11 protein-coding genes are annotated in these 17,679 nt (G+C 35.4%); 10 read left to right on the top strand and 1 reads right to left on the bottom strand.

All coding sequences use genetic code 11. The features are described from left to right. Positions 1-331 precede the first annotated feature (331 nt). From MOK21_RS16350 to MOK21_RS16395, 10 genes are all read left to right on the top strand, one after another. Positions 332-1,216, top strand: a complete 885-nt coding sequence (locus MOK21_RS16350) for a response regulator (RefSeq protein ID WP_249075055.1) — start codon at positions 332-334, stop codon at positions 1,214-1,216. Then, positions 1,213-2,259 carry a HEAT repeat domain-containing protein gene (locus tag MOK21_RS16355; protein ID WP_249075056.1) on the top strand — a complete coding sequence of 349 codons (1,047 nt, stop codon included), beginning with the start codon at positions 1,213-1,215 and terminating at the stop codon, positions 2,257-2,259. Before MOK21_RS16350 ends, MOK21_RS16355 begins: the two co-directional genes overlap by 4 nt. Next, positions 2,256-3,680, top strand: coding sequence for a glycosyltransferase family 2 protein (locus MOK21_RS16360; RefSeq protein WP_249075057.1), 1,425 nt, complete (start codon positions 2,256-2,258; stop codon positions 3,678-3,680). Before MOK21_RS16355 ends, MOK21_RS16360 begins: the two co-directional genes overlap by 4 nt. Continuing rightward, positions 3,677-6,856 carry a hypothetical protein gene (locus MOK21_RS16365; protein WP_249075058.1) on the top strand — a complete coding sequence of 1,060 codons (3,180 nt, stop codon included), beginning with the start codon at positions 3,677-3,679 and terminating at the stop codon, positions 6,854-6,856. The genes MOK21_RS16360 and MOK21_RS16365 overlap by 4 nt, the downstream gene beginning before the upstream one ends. 178 nt (positions 6,857-7,034) lie before the next feature. Continuing rightward, positions 7,035-8,195, top strand: a complete 1,161-nt coding sequence (locus tag MOK21_RS16370; RefSeq protein ID WP_249075059.1) for a dicarboxylate/amino acid:cation symporter — start codon at positions 7,035-7,037, stop codon at positions 8,193-8,195. A gap of 843 nt (positions 8,196-9,038) precedes the next feature. After that, entirely contained in the window at positions 9,039-10,364 is a 1,326-nt protein-coding gene (locus tag MOK21_RS16375) for a nucleotide sugar dehydrogenase (protein WP_249075060.1), read from the top strand. Positions 10,365-10,374: 10 nt separating this feature from the next. Continuing rightward, positions 10,375-11,811: a polysaccharide deacetylase family protein gene (locus MOK21_RS16380; protein ID WP_249075061.1), complete on the top strand. Its 1,437-nt coding sequence runs from the start codon at positions 10,375-10,377 to the stop codon at positions 11,809-11,811. Positions 11,812-11,816: 5 nt separating this feature from the next. Then, positions 11,817-13,682 carry a glycosyltransferase family 2 protein gene (locus tag MOK21_RS16385; RefSeq protein ID WP_249075062.1) on the top strand — a complete coding sequence of 622 codons (1,866 nt, stop codon included), beginning with the start codon at positions 11,817-11,819 and terminating at the stop codon, positions 13,680-13,682. Then, on the top strand, positions 13,679-15,430 hold the full coding sequence (locus MOK21_RS16390) for a polysaccharide deacetylase family protein (protein WP_249075063.1): 1,752 nt from the start codon (positions 13,679-13,681) through the stop codon (positions 15,428-15,430). The genes MOK21_RS16385 and MOK21_RS16390 overlap by 4 nt, the downstream gene beginning before the upstream one ends. Before the next feature lie 21 nt (positions 15,431-15,451). Next, positions 15,452-16,498, top strand: coding sequence for a glycosyl hydrolase family 18 protein (locus MOK21_RS16395; protein WP_249075064.1), 1,047 nt, complete (start codon positions 15,452-15,454; stop codon positions 16,496-16,498). Positions 16,499-16,632: 134 nt separating this feature from the next. Here the strand turns inward: MOK21_RS16395 and gltC are convergent, their stop codons facing one another. After that, on the bottom strand, positions 16,633-17,535 hold the full coding sequence (gene gltC / locus MOK21_RS16400) for a glutamate biosynthesis transcriptional regulator GltC (RefSeq protein WP_249075065.1): 903 nt from the start codon (positions 17,533-17,535) through the stop codon (positions 16,633-16,635). Positions 17,536-17,679: the final 144 nt, after the last annotated feature.

The following is a 17,679-nucleotide window of genomic DNA, read 5'->3' on the forward strand; positions in this document are numbered from 1 at the left end:
AAATGCCCCATCGATCTGGGGCTTTCGGTGCAAGCGGATGTTAATTCTCTGCGGTGTCTGTCGATAAAATGACCAGACAGTTTTAAAATGGTTTGAAAGGGTATATAAGCATAACTTATCTGAAAAATATAATTTTTTTAATTAAAGTGGTCTTCTTGTGTTTTATAGCAAAAATATAATATATTTTAAAAGTGATTGTTTTACCAAAAATTTTGTATAGAAATTGATTAGGCATTTTTATTACTATAGTTGTTGGGTTAATAGATCAAAAAAATGCTATAAAATATAAAAGAAGATCAAATATTTCTTATACCAACTGGAGTGAACACCCATGAATAAATTATTCATTGCAGAAGACATCATGCAGGAGCATGAGGTGAAGGGTTATTTTGAAATATTGCGAGAAAGTGTTATTCGCTCACGTTTCACAATGACTGCAGTCTTTTTTAAATTAGCTAATTCCTCACAAGGAACTGATATAGAACGTCATCAAGTGAATCATCAAATTTCTGCTTTTCTAAAATCAAAAATACGAAAAACAGATTTACTTTTCCAATTAGCAGATGGCATGCATTGGGGAGTTTTTTTTCTACAAAGTAGTGAAGTGGAGGTAAAGGCATTTTTAACAAGGATTTTTGCCATTCTGAAGCAAGAAAGGGAATTTCAACAAATACCGTTAAAGGCCTCCATTACTGAAATAAGAAATAATAGTGTTAACTTTGAAGCTTTATTAGAAAAAAATAAGCAAAAACTAGCAGATGATGAACAACCGAGTTGGTCAATTGAACAGGTTACAGATTATAATGTGCAACCAACGGAGCTAGTAAAAGTCAGCATTATTGAACAAAATGCAATCTTTAGAAAAGTGCTAGAAACTACCATCAGTCATTTAGACATTCCACATTTTACTTTAGAAGTGGCTAGCTATGAAGATGGCTATAGTTTTTTAAAGTCCGATAGCTATAAATCTGGCCATATGCATTTAGTTATTATGAACGATATTTTACCACGTAAAAATGGATTAGAAATTTTGCACATTTTACGAGAAATGCCGAATGAGAAAAAGTTCATCATTTATATGATGTCAGAACGAAACTCAGAGGGAGCGTCACTTAATGCTTATGAAGGCGGCGTCGATGAATTTATCGTAAAACCGTTTAATTTGCGTGTGTTAGAAGCAAAAATCAGGAGAACGTTTGCGAGGTTTTGGCTATGATCGGGCTATCGGTTTCGTTTCTTTTAAAAGTCATCGTTGTTTTATTGGTGATTTTATTTTTATTTACAGTATATTTACTATTTCAGCGCCGACGGGAGATCCGTTTTGCAGAAACGCGTGATACATTTTTACAAAATTATTCACTGCCCTGGTACAACTATTTAATCAATGATGAAAATTTCTCTATTGTGCTTGTACCTCGCGGAAAAGCTCAAGTAGCAGCTGTAGAAATAATCTTTTCATCTTACTTAAAAAATATATTGGATGAAAAAGTTGAACAAAAAATAAAAGAGTTTTCAAATCTCTATTTAAAAGAGTTTTATGAAAAGGATTTATCAAGTAGACGATGGAGCATTAGGATGAATGCTCTATATCGAATTGCTGATTTCAAGATAGATGAATTATTAAATGCTTGTCAACAATTTGAGAAATCCAAAATTTCGGAGGAAGAAAATTTTCAGCTGTTAAAAATATACTCTCTCTTCCAACCAGAATTGTTTATCGAAAAAATTAAAGAATTGACTGTTCATTATTCAGAAAGCGAATATAGAAGATTATTTGTATTGTTAGAGGATGACATATTCATTCGCTTATTTGAAGACTTTGATAGCTGGACAAAAAATATTCAATTTGCTGCAATTGATACTGCAGCTGTAAAAAGAAATATGCAATATATTGATCAGTTAAAACAGCTATTAACGCATGAGGTTCCAGAAATACAAATTAGAGCGTTAAAGGGACTTTATGAAATTGGTGTCATTGATGAAATCGATCCTTATGTCCCATTTGTGACATCAGATATGTGGGAAGTAAGATTAATGGTTGCGAAAATCTTTAAACATGTGCCACTAAACTATTCCTATACTTATTTAGAACAGCTTCTTGAAGATGAAAATTGGTGGGTTCGTTCACAGGCAGCGAAAACAATTGCTGAAAATAAAGAAGGAATTGCAAAATTACAGCAATTTATGGAGTCCTCAAATGACCAATATGCAATTGAAATGGCACAGGAATCGGTAGTCAGAAAGCAGGGGAACAAATGAAAGTGTTTTTAGATTTTTGTATGTGGTTCTTTGGTGGAGCTATTCTGTTTTATATGTTATTTGTTATTGTTTCATATTGCACAATGTTTGTAATTGCTATGCTTGTTATGCGAAAACGCTATAAATTAGATCCGTCAGAGTATGATGACGCACATATAGATGCTTTCTACTCAAAACCAGTATCCTTATTAGTCCCTGCTTACAATGAAGAGGTTGGAGTTGTAGATACAGTCTATTCATTGTTAAATTTACGCTATCCGCAAACGGAAATTATCATTATTAACGATGGTTCTACTGACACTACACTGCAAACTGTCATTGAGCATTTCCGGATGAAGCCTGTTGATAAAATTGTTCGTACAAATATCCCTACAAAAGAAGTTAGACAAATCTATGAATCTGAAATTTATCAAAATTGTATTTTAGTAGATAAAGAAAATGGCGGTAAGGCGGATGCCTTAAATGTAGGTATTAATGTTTCTCAGTATCCTTATTTTTGTTCAATTGATGGGGATTCAATCTTAGATGAAAAATCATTACTTCGTGTGATGAAACCAATTATTTTATCTGATGGTGAAGTGATTGCGGCAGGGGGAAATATTCGAATTGCCAATGGAGCAAAAATGCAGCTTGGTTCCGTTACTGAATCACGCCTATCAAATAATTATTTAGTCATTATGCAAGTAATAGAATATGTAAGAGCCTTTTTAATGGGGCGAATCGCTTTAAGTAAATTCAATCTTGTGCTTATCATTTCGGGTGCATTTAGTGTCTTTTCGAAAGAATGGGCTGTGGAAGCAGGCGGTTATTCCACGAATATTATTGGAGAAGACATGGAGCTTGTCGTAAATATTCACCGTTTGATAAGAAAGAAGAAAGAAAAGAAACGTATTGAATTCGTTCCAGATCCTGTGTGTTGGACTGAAGCACCTCAAACATTGGGGGTCTTACGAAATCAACGTAGACGTTGGCACCAAGGGTTATTTGAAAGCCTTTGGAAACACAAAACGATGACGTTTAACCCCAAATATGGCTTGATAGGTTTTATTGCATTTCCTTATTTTTGGCTAGTGGAATGTCTGGGGCCAATTGTTGAGCTAGCTGGTTATATTTATATAGTTGTAGCATTTTTCTTAGGGAAAATTTATTATGAGGTAGCTTTCATGCTGTTACTGCTTTTCGTTATTTATGGTGTTATTTTTTCAATTGCTTCTATATTATTCGAGGCATGGACCTTGAATAATTATCCGAAGAAAAGAGAGCTACTAAGAATGGTTCTTTTATCATTTACGGAAATCTTTTGGTATCGACCACTCACTCTTTTCTGGCGCTGTGAGGGATTAATTCGATTTGTGCTAGGAAAAAGCGATTGGGGCAATATGAAGCGTGCCGGCATCGCTGAAAAGGAGGAGAGTGTATGAAGCGAATATATATAGGGATTATAGTCGTTCTAATTCTATTTATCACACCTGTAGCATGGTGGTATTTAAGCGATGAAAAACCGTTGAACGTTGCCATTCTAGATAAAACAGTTCCGAATGAAACATATCGAGAGCATTTAGGTGTGAACTGGTTTTTAAACCATTATAAATATACGATCGATAATCGTCCGTATGATGTACAAAAGAATTACTACGGTACGATTCCAAATGATAAAACGAAAAAAGTATCAGAAAAAAAGTTTCCGACTGACTATAGTAATTATGATGTTATTTATTTGGCAGATACGTATGGTGTTTATAAGGATGATTTAAATGGAGGAAAGCGTCTAGGTAAACGCTCAGAAAAGATTGTCGGCGGCTTGGAAATGAACGAATGGCAGTCTATAGTAGCACGTTTAGCAAGCAACAAAAAAAGTATGCTAATCGCTGAATACAATACATTTGCATCACCAACTTCAGAGGCTGTTAGAAAAGAGCTACAAGATTATTTAGGGATTTCATGGTCAGGATGGATTGGGCGTTATTTTGATGAACTTGATTATCATAAAAATTCAGAAATTCCACAATGGGTTGTAGATGAACATGGTGATAATTGGCCATATAAAGGCGGTGGCTTTCTTCTATTTAATGAAATTACAGAAAAGCTGATTGTGCTAGAAATGGACAAGCATGTTAAAACAGAAGGCATTCAGGTGCAATTTACTGAAGAAGGGGAAAAGTTCTTTAATACCTCTGCTCGTTCGAAATATGACTATTGGTTTGATATTATCACGCCTAAATATGCGGAGGATGCGCTCGCTAATTATGAATGGGACCTAACAAAAGATGGGGAAAAACTATTAAAGGACAATGATATTCCACAGCAATTCGCTGCGATCGTTTCACAGGATAAACGCTACACGACAAGCTATTATTTTGCGGGAGATTTCAACGATATATCACGTGTTCCGAACCTTTACAAAATAAAGGGATTACCGACCATTTATAAATACGCTGAGAAGTATGCCGATAGCTCATTTTACTGGTCGATTTATATACCAGTTATGCATAAAATCTTTGAAACGTTTGAGCAAAAAGAGGTTAAAGAAACTGTTAATCATGAAAAATTAAATTATAATGCACGGATTAAAGGCGAATCATTTGAAGTTTTACGAGATGGAAAATGGGAGCCATTAGTCTTTAAGGGCGTTAATATCGGTATGGGGAAACCGGGAGCATTCCCTGGCGAGGCCGCTATTACGGAAGAAGAGTACTATCGATGGTTCCGTCAAATTGCTGAGATGAATGCCAATACGATTCGCGTTTACACCTTACATCCACCAGGTTTTTATCGGGCACTTGCTAAATACAATGAGGAAAACCCAGATAAACCGTTGTATGTATTGCATGGTGTGTGGATTAATGAGGAAGGCTTGGCGGAATCACTAGATGCTTACGATGATGCTACCTTAAAGGACTTTCAAGCTGAAATGAAGCGCATGGTAGACGTTATCCATGGTAATACTTATGTCAAGCCTGTAACAGGACATGCCTCAGGATTATATGATGTCGATGTGTCAAAATATATTATTGGCTGGGTGTTAGGCATCGAATGGTATCCACATATGGTTGTCGGTACAAATGAAAAACACGCTAATATAGGCGAATACAATGGGACGTATTTTGAAACGAAAAATGCTGCACCATTTGAGCATTGGTTAGCAGAGCAAATGGATCTAATTACTAAATATGAGAAGGACAAATATAACTGGCTCCGTCCAATGAGTTTCACAAACTGGGTAACAACCGACTTACTAGACCATCCATCTGAGCCTTCTCAGGATGAAGATTTAGTAGGCGTTAATCCAAATGTTATTTATACAAAGGGTGAGATGAAGACACCGGGACAATTTGCTTCCTATCATGTGTATCCATATTACCCTGACTTCTTTAACTTTGATCAAAAATATTTAAATTATAAAGATTTCCGGGGCAATAAAAATAGTTATGCTGGATATTTAAAAGACTTACATGAAGCTCATCATATGCCTGTTCTTATTGCGGAATTTGGAATCCCAGCAGCCCGTGGTATGACACATGAAAATGTTTACGGCTGGAATCAGGGACATATGTCAGAACAGCAGCAGGGTGAAACACTTCAACATTTGTATGAAGATATTATGCATGAGGGCTTGCTAGGAGGTCTTGTCTTTACATGGCAAGACGAGTGGTTTAAGCGAACATGGAATACGATGGATTATGATGATCCAAATCGTCGACCATTTTGGTCCAATGCCCAAACGAATGAACAGCAATTTGGCGTACTAAGCTTTGATCGATTTAAAGTAAAGGTAGATGGCGATACAAAGGAATGGAAAGGTACACAAATGTACAATACCTCACCTTCTGACGCAACAGATTTTGCTGTCGATTATGATGAAAGATATTTGTATTTCAAATTAAAAAGTGATGTTTTAAAAACAGCTTCACCTCGTATTTTACTTGATGTAGTACCAAATCAAGGAAATACTTCGGCAACATCCATAAAAGATATGACGTTTTCAAATGGTGTAGATTTCATGGTGGAATTAAATAAAAATGGGGACTCTCGCGTTGTCATAGATGAATACTATGATTTCTATGATTATTTTTACGGTCATAATTTAAAGATGATTCCTCCTCGAATGGCAGCTATCACAAAAAATAGTGGTAAATTTGCACCGATTAATTATGTATTAAATAAACAGCTATACTTACCAGAGCAAAAGATTACTACCGATTTTAGTTATTATGAAACAGGAAAGCTCCTTCAAGGGAATGCCAATCCAAAAGCAAAAGATTATAATTCATTAGTAGACTATACGTGGACGGATGATAATGTGATTGAGCTACGGATTCCTTGGCTACTGATTCAAGCAAAAGATCCAAGCCAGCGTGAGTTTATGGGCGATTTATATAAAGATGGAGAGACCGCTTCTACGAAAGTCGATAATATTTATCTTGGTGCTGTCTTTGTAGACAAGGATGGTAAGGTAGTGAAATCTTTACCAGAGACAAAAGATCATGTCTTGCCAGCACTCTCGGCTTATTCTTGGGACAAATGGCAAGCGCCTAAGTATGAAGAGCGTTTAAAACAATCATATTATATTTTACAAAAATTATTTAAAGAGTATTAATGGAAGCTTAGGATAGACGAATTTGTCTATTCTAAGTTTTTTTATTACTTGATAGAAAATAAAGAAGAGTTTTGCAATTCCGACTATTAATAGAACTGTATATTCTCTCGATTGTTTATGGTAAATTACTAATAATACATTCGAGAAAGACACTTGTTTTTTTAAGGAGGACAATATCGTGAAGTTTAAATTTGGTTTATTGGCAAAAATTATTGTCGCAATTTTGCTAGCGGTAATACTTGGAAGCTTTATGCCAGAGCCATTTGTGCGTATATTTGCAACATTTAATGGCTTATTCGGTAATTTTTTAAATTTTGTTGTACCACTTATTATTATTGCATTTATTGCTCCGGGCATTGCCCAGCTTGGGAAAGGCTCCGGGAAATTATTAGGCTTGGCAACATTCTTTGCCTACTTCTCCACAATCATTGCAGGAATATTCGCTTTTTTGGTAGCACGAAATGTGTTGCCCAATTTCATATCAAATGGTGCTATGGAAAGCATGAAAAACCCAGAGGAATTTTTAGCACAGGCATTCTTTAAAGTTGAAATGCCTCCATTAATGGGTGTTATGTCAGCATTAATTTTTGCATTTATCGTAGGGATTGGTATGACAGCCATTCAAAGCGATGTTATGAAACGCGGTTTTGAAGAATTTAATGTAATTATTGAAAAGTTAATTTCATTTGTGATTATTCCACTTTTACCATTTCATATTTTCGGGATTTTCTTGAATATGACATATGGAGGACAAGTAGCAAAAATATTATCTGTCTTCGCAATTGTCTTCGCACTTATAATTGTGATGCACTGGGTAATTTTGCTAGTTCAATACACTACTGCGGGAACTTTAAATAAGAAAAATCCACTTATGTTACTTCGAACTATGCTACCTGCGTATTTTACAGCATTAGGCACACAATCTTCAGCTGCAGCTATTCCAGTTACATTGCGACAATCGCAAAAAACGGGTGCTTCAGAAAAAGTAACGAATTTTACAATCCCTCTGTTTGCAACTATTCATTTATCAGGTAGTACGATTACAATCGTAACTTGTTCTTTAGGTGTTATGTTGATGAACGGTATGGATATAAGTTTTGCACAATATATCGGCTTTATATTTATGCTAGGTATTACGATGGTTGCTGCACCAGGTGTCCCAGGAGGAGGAGTTATGGCAGCATTAGGTTTACTGCAAACAATGCTCGGCTTCGATGAAACAATGGTTGCACTAATGATCGCACTCTACTTAGCACAAGATAGCTTTGGTACAGCTACAAATGTAACAGGTGATGGTGCATTAGCCATGATTGTCGATCGTTTCAATAAGAAAGATTAATGAATAAAAGCAGAGTCGTGGATAGAGCAGTCAAAATCGTGGATAGAAGCGTCAAAATGACGGATAGAACTGCCAGAGCGACGGATAGGATTATCAAAACGACGGATAAAATCGTCAGTGACGGATAGAAATATCAAAGTGACGGAAAGAACCGCCAGAGCGATGGATAGGATCATCAAAGTGACGGAAAGAACCGCCAGAGTGACGGATAGGATTATCAAAAACGACGGATAAAATCGTCAGTGACAGATAGAAATATCAAAGCGACGGAAAGAACCGCCAGAACGATGGATAGGTCATCAAAGCGACGGAAAGAACTGCCAGAGTGACGGATAGGATTATCAAAAACGACGGATAAAATCGTCAGTGACGGATAGAAATATCAAAGTGACGGAAAGAACTGCCAGAACGACGGAAAGTATGACTCAAGGCGGAAAGAACTGCCAATCCGACTGATATAACCACCTTAATACAAAAAAATCGCCTGCTACGGCGATTTTTTTTGTTTAGGAGATAGTTAATTTTATTTGCTGAAATTTAATAAAAAATAACATTTATCTAGTTGTTTATCGAAAATGTATAGTTCTAAAGAAGTGGATTGTGTATTTTTTATAACTTATTTGTGTCGAGATGGTTATTTTTTCTCTTTATTATGGAATTGTTTAGAAAAAGTTTAGTTTTATTTAGTATGATATACATATTGAGGAAGTTTATGTTTTCGAATCTTAGGATTTGATGACTAAGAATGGGTGTGATATGAGGGGATTTTATGTACAAAGGTATGAATTGTTAAAGCTTTGAATTACGTTTTCACAATAACTTAGACAAAGGAGTAATTTGTTTATGGGAATAAAGATTGAGACAAAGGGATTAGCTTTATCAGAAAAAATCAAAACAAGAAGTGCCACAATTGGGGTTGTTGGACTAGGATATGTGGGGCTCCCTCTAGCCTTAGAAATCGTCAATAAAGGCTTTGGAGTAATTGGTTTCGATAAAGATAATAAAAAAATTACCAAATTAAAAAGTGGTGATAGTTATATTGCTGATATGTCTAACGCAATCATCGAGAAAGCGGTTAAAGAAGAGAAATTTGAGCCGACAAATGATTTTTCTAAACTCGTAAATGTAGATATCATTATTATTTGTGTACCGACGCCTACAAATGCAGATGGAACACCTAATATCTCGTATATTGTAGATGCAGCTAATGCAATTGAACAAAATATGTCCCCTAATACTTTAATTATTCTTGAAAGTACAACTTACCCTGGAACAACAGAAGAAGTAGTTCAACCGATCTTAGAAAGAGGTAACTTCATTATTGGACAGGATATATTTTTAGCTTATTCTCCTGAACGTGTGGATCCTGGAAATATAAATTTTTCAGTTTCGAATACGCCTAAAGTAGTTGGTGGTATTTCAGCAGCTTGTTTAGAAGTAACCAAGCTTTTTTATGAAACAGTGATCAATACAAATGTGTTTGCTGTAACAGGTCCAAAGATTGCTGAAATGGAAAAGTTATTAGAAAATACGTTTCGACAAATTAATATTGCCCTTGTCAATGAATTAAGTCAGGTTTGCCATAAAATGAATATCGATGTGTGGGAAGTGATTGAAGCGGCTTCGACAAAGCCTTACGGTTTTATGCCATTTACACCTGGCCCTGGGGTAGGTGGTCATTGTATACCAGTAGACCCTAAATATTTATTGTGGGCAAGCCAGCAGCATGGTGTTTCAGCGACATTAATTGAGACGGCAGATAAAATTAATGATTCTATGCCAAGCTTTGTAATTGAAAGATTAGAAAATTATTTAAATGCACATGGAAAAGAGATAGATGATGCAGAAATTGTAGTTATTGGAGTTTCTTATAAGCCGAATATTAATGATTTTCGGGAATCACCAGCATTACATGTTATTGACAAATTAATGGAAAAACGGTGTGGTCTAAAAGTTGTTGATCCATTTATAGAAACATTTACAGTTGGTAATAACATGTTTAACACAGTTTTACTTACAAAAGAGTTAATTCAAAAAGCAGATGCTGTAGTCATTTTAACGAATCATGCAGCTATTGATTATGCATTGATTGATCAACATGCTGCTTTAATTTTTGATACACGCAATACCCATTATTTGTTTAAAAATGAAAAATACCACAAATTATAGGGGGGATTCTGTGATCACGGGGCGGTTAAAATTATGTAGTCTATTAGTCATTTTATTTCTAGCTGGATGTCAATCGTCCGCTCAAACTAATCAGGTTCAACCGGTCGATTCAACAATTGAAATAAAGGAACCGGATGGAACGATGAGTGAAATTTATAGTCACGCGAGCATTCTTAGTCCAAAGGTAGCTTTAACCTTTAATGGACTTGCAGACAATGAAATAATGCAAAAATTATTAAAGGCTTTGGATCAAGCTAACATGAAGGCAACATTTTTTGTAGAAGGTACACGAGTTGCACAAGATCCTGAGTTAGTGAAGGCTATTTTAGCAAAAGGTCATGAAGTAGAAAATGGAACATTGACGTTTCCCGAAATGACTGATTTGAGTTATGAAGAAACATATAAAGAAATTTATTTAGCGAATGAGGTTTTTAAAGATAAATTAGGTTATACACCTAAATACGTTCGCAGTCGTTCCGGTGATTCAACGGACAATATGCGATTAGCAACTAAAACCTTAAATATGAAGGGAGTTGTAGGATCTTCCATTAATCCAAAAGATCGAAATATGCAAAGTGCTGAAGAAATAATGGATTATATTCATCGATTTATCAATAGTGGATCTATCATTCATTTAAATACGTACATTAACCCTGCAATTATTGATGTTATTCCATTATTGTCTCAATTTGGCGAAGAAAAAGGGTACGTTTTCTCTACATTAACGGACGTTTTAGATAAACAATATTTAGTAAAATCCTTAGAGGAAATTGAAGGCTATGATGCTATTAAAGTAAATCCGGATTATGAAAATGTAAAACCGAATTTGTACTATCGTAAAAATACTTCCAAAAAAGAAATTGCTTTAACCTTTGATGATTGGGCGAGTGAGGAGAGACTTAAAGAAATTTTAGATGTTCTTGATAAGTATCATGTTCAATCTACGTTCTTTTTAATTGGCAAAGGTGTGGAAAAGGATCCGCAATTAGCAAAATTAATTGTTGAGAGAGGCCATGAGGTTGCAAGTCACTCCTATAATCATCTTGATGTAACGACAATGACACCTGAAGAGCTCCAAGAGGATGTTGTAATGGCACATCAGGCCCTAACATATGCCTTGCAAGAAGAGCCTTTGTTGTATTTCAGGCCTAATAAAGGTGCTATTAATGAAGAATCAGCGAAAATTATTGCCGCAACAGGTGTCCAATCGATTGCGATGTACGATATAGCATCATTCGATTGGAATTTAGAATATACATCTCGAGATATTTATAATCGTGTGATGACTAGAATTGCTCCAGGAAAAGTGATTGTTATGCACATTTTAGACGGTACAAAAACAGTTGAAGCATTGCCATTAATCATTGAAAAGCTGCAAAAAGATGGGTATAGTTTTGCGAAAATGTCGACTTGGATTGAAGAAGATTCAAATAAGAAAGTGAATTGATAATCATGAATAAGAAAAAAGAGATTTTAACGATACCACGCGCTGATCGACGGATTTTATCGAATATTCCTGACCCAGAAAATGTACGAAGTCTCGTTGACCGACGGGGTGCTTCGTATCAAAAGGAAGAAATCGATCCTACAGATGTCAATGAAATATATCGTTTACAGCTGTTAAGTTTACGCTATGAAACTAATTTTGAAGTACAAATTAAAAGAGCAAAGCACAAGGTTAGTAACAAACATTATGCGGAGGATATTTCGGTTACAGGTATCCTTATATTTTCAAATAATCCTGATAATTTTGTAATAGACGAAATTATTACGATGAAATTTACTATACCTGGTGGTGCGATGCCTGAGGGCTATGAATCTAAGGTAAAGGTAAAAGCGAAAGTTGTTCGTCATTTTACGAAAGAAGTAGATGGTGAAACTAGATGCTATTATGCATGTGAATTTTTACAGCCTCTAAATGACTATATGACTAAAAAACGATGGGGACTATCAATCTTTATGGCAAGTATATTTTTATTAGTAGTTTCTCTAATCGTTATGTTAATGAGGGCTGAAAGTGTTATTTACTTCAGATTCAATAAATTCCTATATCTATATAGTATTATTGCTGCAACATTTCTTTTAAGTCGATATATATTCGGCATTTTCTATAGGAATGTACCTATAAATCCTAAATTTGAACCGGGCGTTTCTATTATTATTCCGGTGTTTAACGAAGAAGAATGGATTCATAGAACAATTTTAAGCTGTATTAATCAGTATTATCCTGTAGACAAATTAGAAGTTATTGTTGTAGATGATTATTCAACAGATAGAACTGAGGAAAAAGCTAATGAAATGATTGAACTTATTCATAGCGAGGGTGAGCGATTTAAAACAAAGAATCGCTTAAGTTTCCATAAGCTACCTCAAAATGGTGGGAAGCGTGAGGCTTTAGTGGCAGGGGTGCATCTTGCTAAACATGATTTAGTTGTTTTCGTAGATTCTGATAGTTTTTTAGAACCTCATGCCATTCGAAATTTAGTACAGCCTTTCCAAGATCCTAAAATGGGTGGTGTGGCTGGAAGAACAGAAGTTGAAAATAAATTTACAAATGCTCTGACAAAATTGCAAACCGTTCGCTATTATATAGCCTTTCGGATCATGAAAGCTGCTGAGTCTTGGTTTGATACAGTCACTTGCTTATCTGGTCCATTAGCATGTTATCGAAAAGAGCTTATTTTAAAGAACGAGACAGCATGGTTAAACCAAAAATTCCTTGGACAACCCGCAACATTTGGGGATGACCGTAGTATGACAAACTATATTTTGAAAACACATCGAACGGGATATCAGGACAATGCTGTATGTTCTACAATTGTTCCATCAGATACAAAAGTCTTTTTATCTCAACAAATGAGATGGAAACGATCATGGCTACGCGAATCGTTACGAGCATTTTTATTTATGTGGAAGAAGGAACCTTTTATGTTTCTTTTCTTCATCATCGGTTTAATCGTACCAATAGCAGCCCCTATTGTTGTTGTTTACAATTTACTTTATGTGCCAATTATGCATGGCGTTTTTCCAACTACGTTTTTAGTGGGCTTGTTATTGATGGCAATGCTAATGAGCTTAGCCCATCTTTTCTTTAGAAAAAGTAAATTGTGGACGTTTGGCTTTATCTTTGTACTTTTCTATGAATTTATTTTGCTGTGGCAAATGCCTGTTGCATGGGTTACATTTTGGAAATCAACTTGGGGAACGAGAGAAACACCTCAAGATGTCATCGCCAAAGAAAAGAAATTAGAAAAACAAAAATTACGAAAATCTCGATTTTCGATTCTAAAAATTAGCAAAATGGGTGAGAAGGAATGAGTGAAAAAAAAGTTGTATTAAATCCGGCTAAAAAGAATCGAAGGAAAATAATACGATCAATTGTTCAAACGATCATCGTTGTATTTTTAGCTGTTATTTTAATACGTGTTGTATTTTTAACTGATAAAAGGGTAGAGGAAACGGTTCCTTTAGTGAATAAAGATGGTTTCATCGCATTATCATATTTTGGTGTGAGCAGGGGTGAATCTCCTAAATATGTATCTAAAGAGAATTTGAGAAAACAACTTGCACTGCTTGAAAGTCAAGGCTATACAACTGTTACTCAGCAGGATATCTTAGATTTTTATCAGAAAAACAAACCATTGCCAGAAAAGGCGTTGTATTTATCATTTGAAGATGGACGTACAGATTCTAGTATATTCGCTCAAAACATCATGGAGGATCTAAATTATAAAGCTACCATGTTTACGTACGCCAATAAAATGGATACACGGGATAACAAATTTTTAAAGCCGAAAGACTTATTGCTCATGGAGAAAAGTGGCTATTGGGAGTTGGGCTCTAATGGATACCGTCTGACATATATTAATATGTATAACGATAAAGGACAGTCGTTAGGTGTAATAGATGAAAATAAAGTGCCAAATAAAACGACTATCGAATATTATAATCATTATTTAATGGACTTTATTCGCAATCAATATATGATTCCAAGTGAAACGCGACAAGAAATGGAGAAGCGTATTCAAAAAGATTACAAGCTAATGCATGATATTTATAAGGAGGAATTAGGAGAAGTTCCTAAGGCCTATGCTATCATGCATGCCAACTCACTTTATAATAATATGGATTCGTTAGTTGAGAGTGCGAATAATAAAGAAATTAAGGATAGATTTAAAATGCATTTCAATTTGGAGCTAGGGGCATATAATGATGCGGATGCTGATCTCTACAATTTAAGTAGATTACAAGTATCCCCCTATTGGTCTACGAATCATGTGATGATGAAAATCCGCCAAGCTAGTAAGCAAAATGTAGAGTTTGAAGTCGGAGATCCTCAACGGGCAAAAGAATGGTCAGTATTGAGCGGTGCAGCAGAGTTTGAAAATAATGCGATTACGCTAACATCAGCACCTTCTAGTGAAGGTCGGGTAATATTGAAGGAAACACTTCCAGAGAAATATAATATAAACTTTGCCTTTAAAGGGAATGTCGTAGGACAACAATCTATTTATTTAAACTATGATGAAAAATATAATAGCTATATTCGGGTGGCATTAATAGATAATGAGATTGTTGTTTCTGAAAAATCACCAGAATCGAGCGTTGTTGAGAAGGAACGATTTCCGTTAAATGAAATAAAGTGGAATAAAGAAGAGTATGCATTCAATAAGGCTACTGTATACGATTATCTGGATACGCAAAAAGGTTCTAGAATTGACGAGGAAGAGTATCCACGAAACTTAACAAAAACGAGAATATTTAACATTTATGTAGAAAATGGTAAAATAAAGATAGATGTAGATAAGGTATTATCCAAGACAATTCAAGTAAATCCTGACATACAAGGATCTAAAATTGGATTTGGTGCGTTGTTCAGCAAAAAAGAAACGTCGCATGAACAGTATGCAGATGATATTTATGATACATTCATCGAGGATATTTTGATTACAGATGTTAACGATCATACGCTTTTTACTAACCAATATACGAATTTCGATAAAGTAAAGCACAAAACAATAACGTTATTTAATAATGTTGTTGATTTCTTTATTGAAACCTTCTAAAACGGGGGGAACTAAATTCAAGTGAAAAAAATTTTTCTGTTTATCTGTATAGCACTACTAGTTATCACAGCTTGTAGTAATAGCCAAGAAGCACCTGTTAAGGCAAAGGAGGGGTTTAAGCTCAAAAACAAGCTTCAATTATCTATTTGGTTACCAGAATGGCAAAATAAAGCTGCCATCGAGGATGTGAAAAATTCACAACAGGGCTTACAAGACATTCACGTTTTTGGTGCTTATTTTAATGAGAATGACCAATTATTATTAACTGAAGATGCGACAGAAACGTTGAAGCAAACACAGCAACAATTTAATGAATCACACCATGTTATTCTCACGTTAATTAACGATTATGTTAAAGATAACGCCCCATTAGTTCAGAAGGATAGTGCGTTATTGCATCGATTGTTTCAAGATAAATCATCAATGCAGCGACATATTGATAATATTATGCAAGTTGTTGAACAATACAATGTGAATGGTATCGAAATTGATTATGAAAAGGTTGCTAAAGAGGATCTCTCTAAGTACGTCCGTTTCATAGAGCAACTTTATGAACAGCTATTAAAAAAGGATGTTTCATTACATGTCGTATTAGAGCCTGGATTCCCATTTAATGTTAAATTACCGAATGGGCCTAAATATACAGTGATGGCTTATAATGTGCACGGATATCATAGTGGTCCAGGTGCAAAGGCAACCTATTCGTTTTTAAATGACTTAGTAAAAAAAATTAGGAAGTCTAATCAAAAATTAGCGATTGCATTTGCAACAGGCGGATTCGAATGGGTAAAACAAGGCAAGACGGTTGCTTTAACGGAGGTAGAAGCTGAGGAATTACTAAACAAAACGCAAGCTGTTAAAAATCGCGATCAAGCAAGTGGTGCGGCTTATTTCACTTTTTTAGATGAACAAAATGTTAAGCATGAAGTTTGGTACGCCGATCAGGAAACACTAAAAAAATGGACAGCGCATGTGCAAAAGAGAAGCTACAATGAGGTTGTTTTATGGCGTGCCGGAGGTCTAGGCTCAAAAACGTTACAATGGATTAATGAACAATCAGGGAAATGAATTGATAGAATTTCCGGAGTGACGGATAGAAAAGCCAAAGCGACGGATAGAACAGCCATAGTAGTGGTAAAACCGCCAATCTGTAGGATAGAATCACTTAAGCCAAAAAAAATCGCCTGCTACGGCGATTTTTTTTATTGGAATTGAGAAAGACGTGAAAAGAAATTGGTCACGAAGTCTAAAAATATTTTTTCAGACGGGGCAATCTCGCGGTTTACAGGTGAAATAATGCCGACTGTTCTTGGAATCGTAGGTGATTGAATCGGTACTTTTACTGTGAAACGGGCAGCTGAATCATACAGTGAGCTTTCTGGTAATAAGCTGACCCCGATGCCTGCAGCGACAAGACCCTTTAGTGCATCTAAGTCTTCACCTTCAGAGATGACGTTTGGCAAGAAGCCAGCTGCTCGACAGGCATCCATAGCTAGTTTATGTAAAATGTATCCATCTGGGAATAACACAAATAAATCGTTACGTAAATCAGCAAGCTGAATACTTTTCCTTTTAGCTAATGGATGTTTTGCTGGTAGTAATGCGGCGATATTTTCAGTAAATAAAATTGTTGAATGGATCGATTCGTCCTTTGGTGGAAGCGGGCCTAAAAAAGCTAAATTTAACTCGCGATTTTTGACTGCATCTATTAAAAAACGATAGGAGCCTTGACGGAGCTGGAATTGCAAATCTGGATATTCACGCTTAAAGGCAGAAATAACAGTTGGTAATACATAGCTAGCCAAACTCGTTGGAAAACCAATTTTTATGGTACCTTTAGCAGGATCTAAATATTCTTCAACTTGCTTTGCGGCAAAATCAATGGCTTTTAAAGCTGTAATTGTGTGCTCCAGAAATGTTTTTCCAACCGGTGTCAATTTAACATTTCGTCCTACACGTTCAAAGAGTGGTGTGCCTAATTCATCTTCTAAATTAGCAATTTGTCGGCTTATGGCTGATTGAGCAACATGAAGATGTTCGGCAGCTTCTGAAATGTGTTCCCGCTCAGCGACTTCCACAAAATAACGTAATTGACGTAACTCCACTAGAATTCACCCCTATTAATCGAAAAATACGATTGATTATACATTAATTATATACTATTTGAGATGAAAAATGATTGTAAATAAACATCTAAACTAGATCTCTATTGTGTAAATGCATTATCTTCTACAATAGACGCCTTCAGG

Origin of the sequence: Lysinibacillus sp. BPa_S21, assembly GCF_023337795.1 — a bacterium.
In the GTDB taxonomy this organism is placed as follows: Bacteria; Bacillota; Bacilli; order Bacillales_A; family Planococcaceae; genus Lysinibacillus.

What these genes read in the sequence shown, in the direction of transcription:
- MOK21_RS16360 (WP_249075057.1), top strand. Translation starts at nt 2,256, where the DNA reads ATGAAAGTGTTTTTAGATTTTTGTATGTGGTTCTTTGGTGGAGCTATT.
- MOK21_RS16390 (WP_249075063.1), top strand. Translation starts at nt 13,679, where the DNA reads ATGAGTGAAAAAAAAGTTGTATTAAATCCGGCTAAAAAGAATCGAAGG.
- MOK21_RS16385 (WP_249075062.1), top strand. Translation starts at nt 11,817, where the DNA reads ATGAATAAGAAAAAAGAGATTTTAACGATACCACGCGCTGATCGACGG.
- MOK21_RS16375 (WP_249075060.1), top strand. Translation starts at nt 9,039, where the DNA reads ATGGGAATAAAGATTGAGACAAAGGGATTAGCTTTATCAGAAAAAATC.
- MOK21_RS16350 (WP_249075055.1), top strand. Translation starts at nt 332, where the DNA reads ATGAATAAATTATTCATTGCAGAAGACATCATGCAGGAGCATGAGGTG.
- MOK21_RS16355 (WP_249075056.1), top strand. Translation starts at nt 1,213, where the DNA reads ATGATCGGGCTATCGGTTTCGTTTCTTTTAAAAGTCATCGTTGTTTTA.
- MOK21_RS16365 (WP_249075058.1), top strand. Translation starts at nt 3,677, where the DNA reads ATGAAGCGAATATATATAGGGATTATAGTCGTTCTAATTCTATTTATC.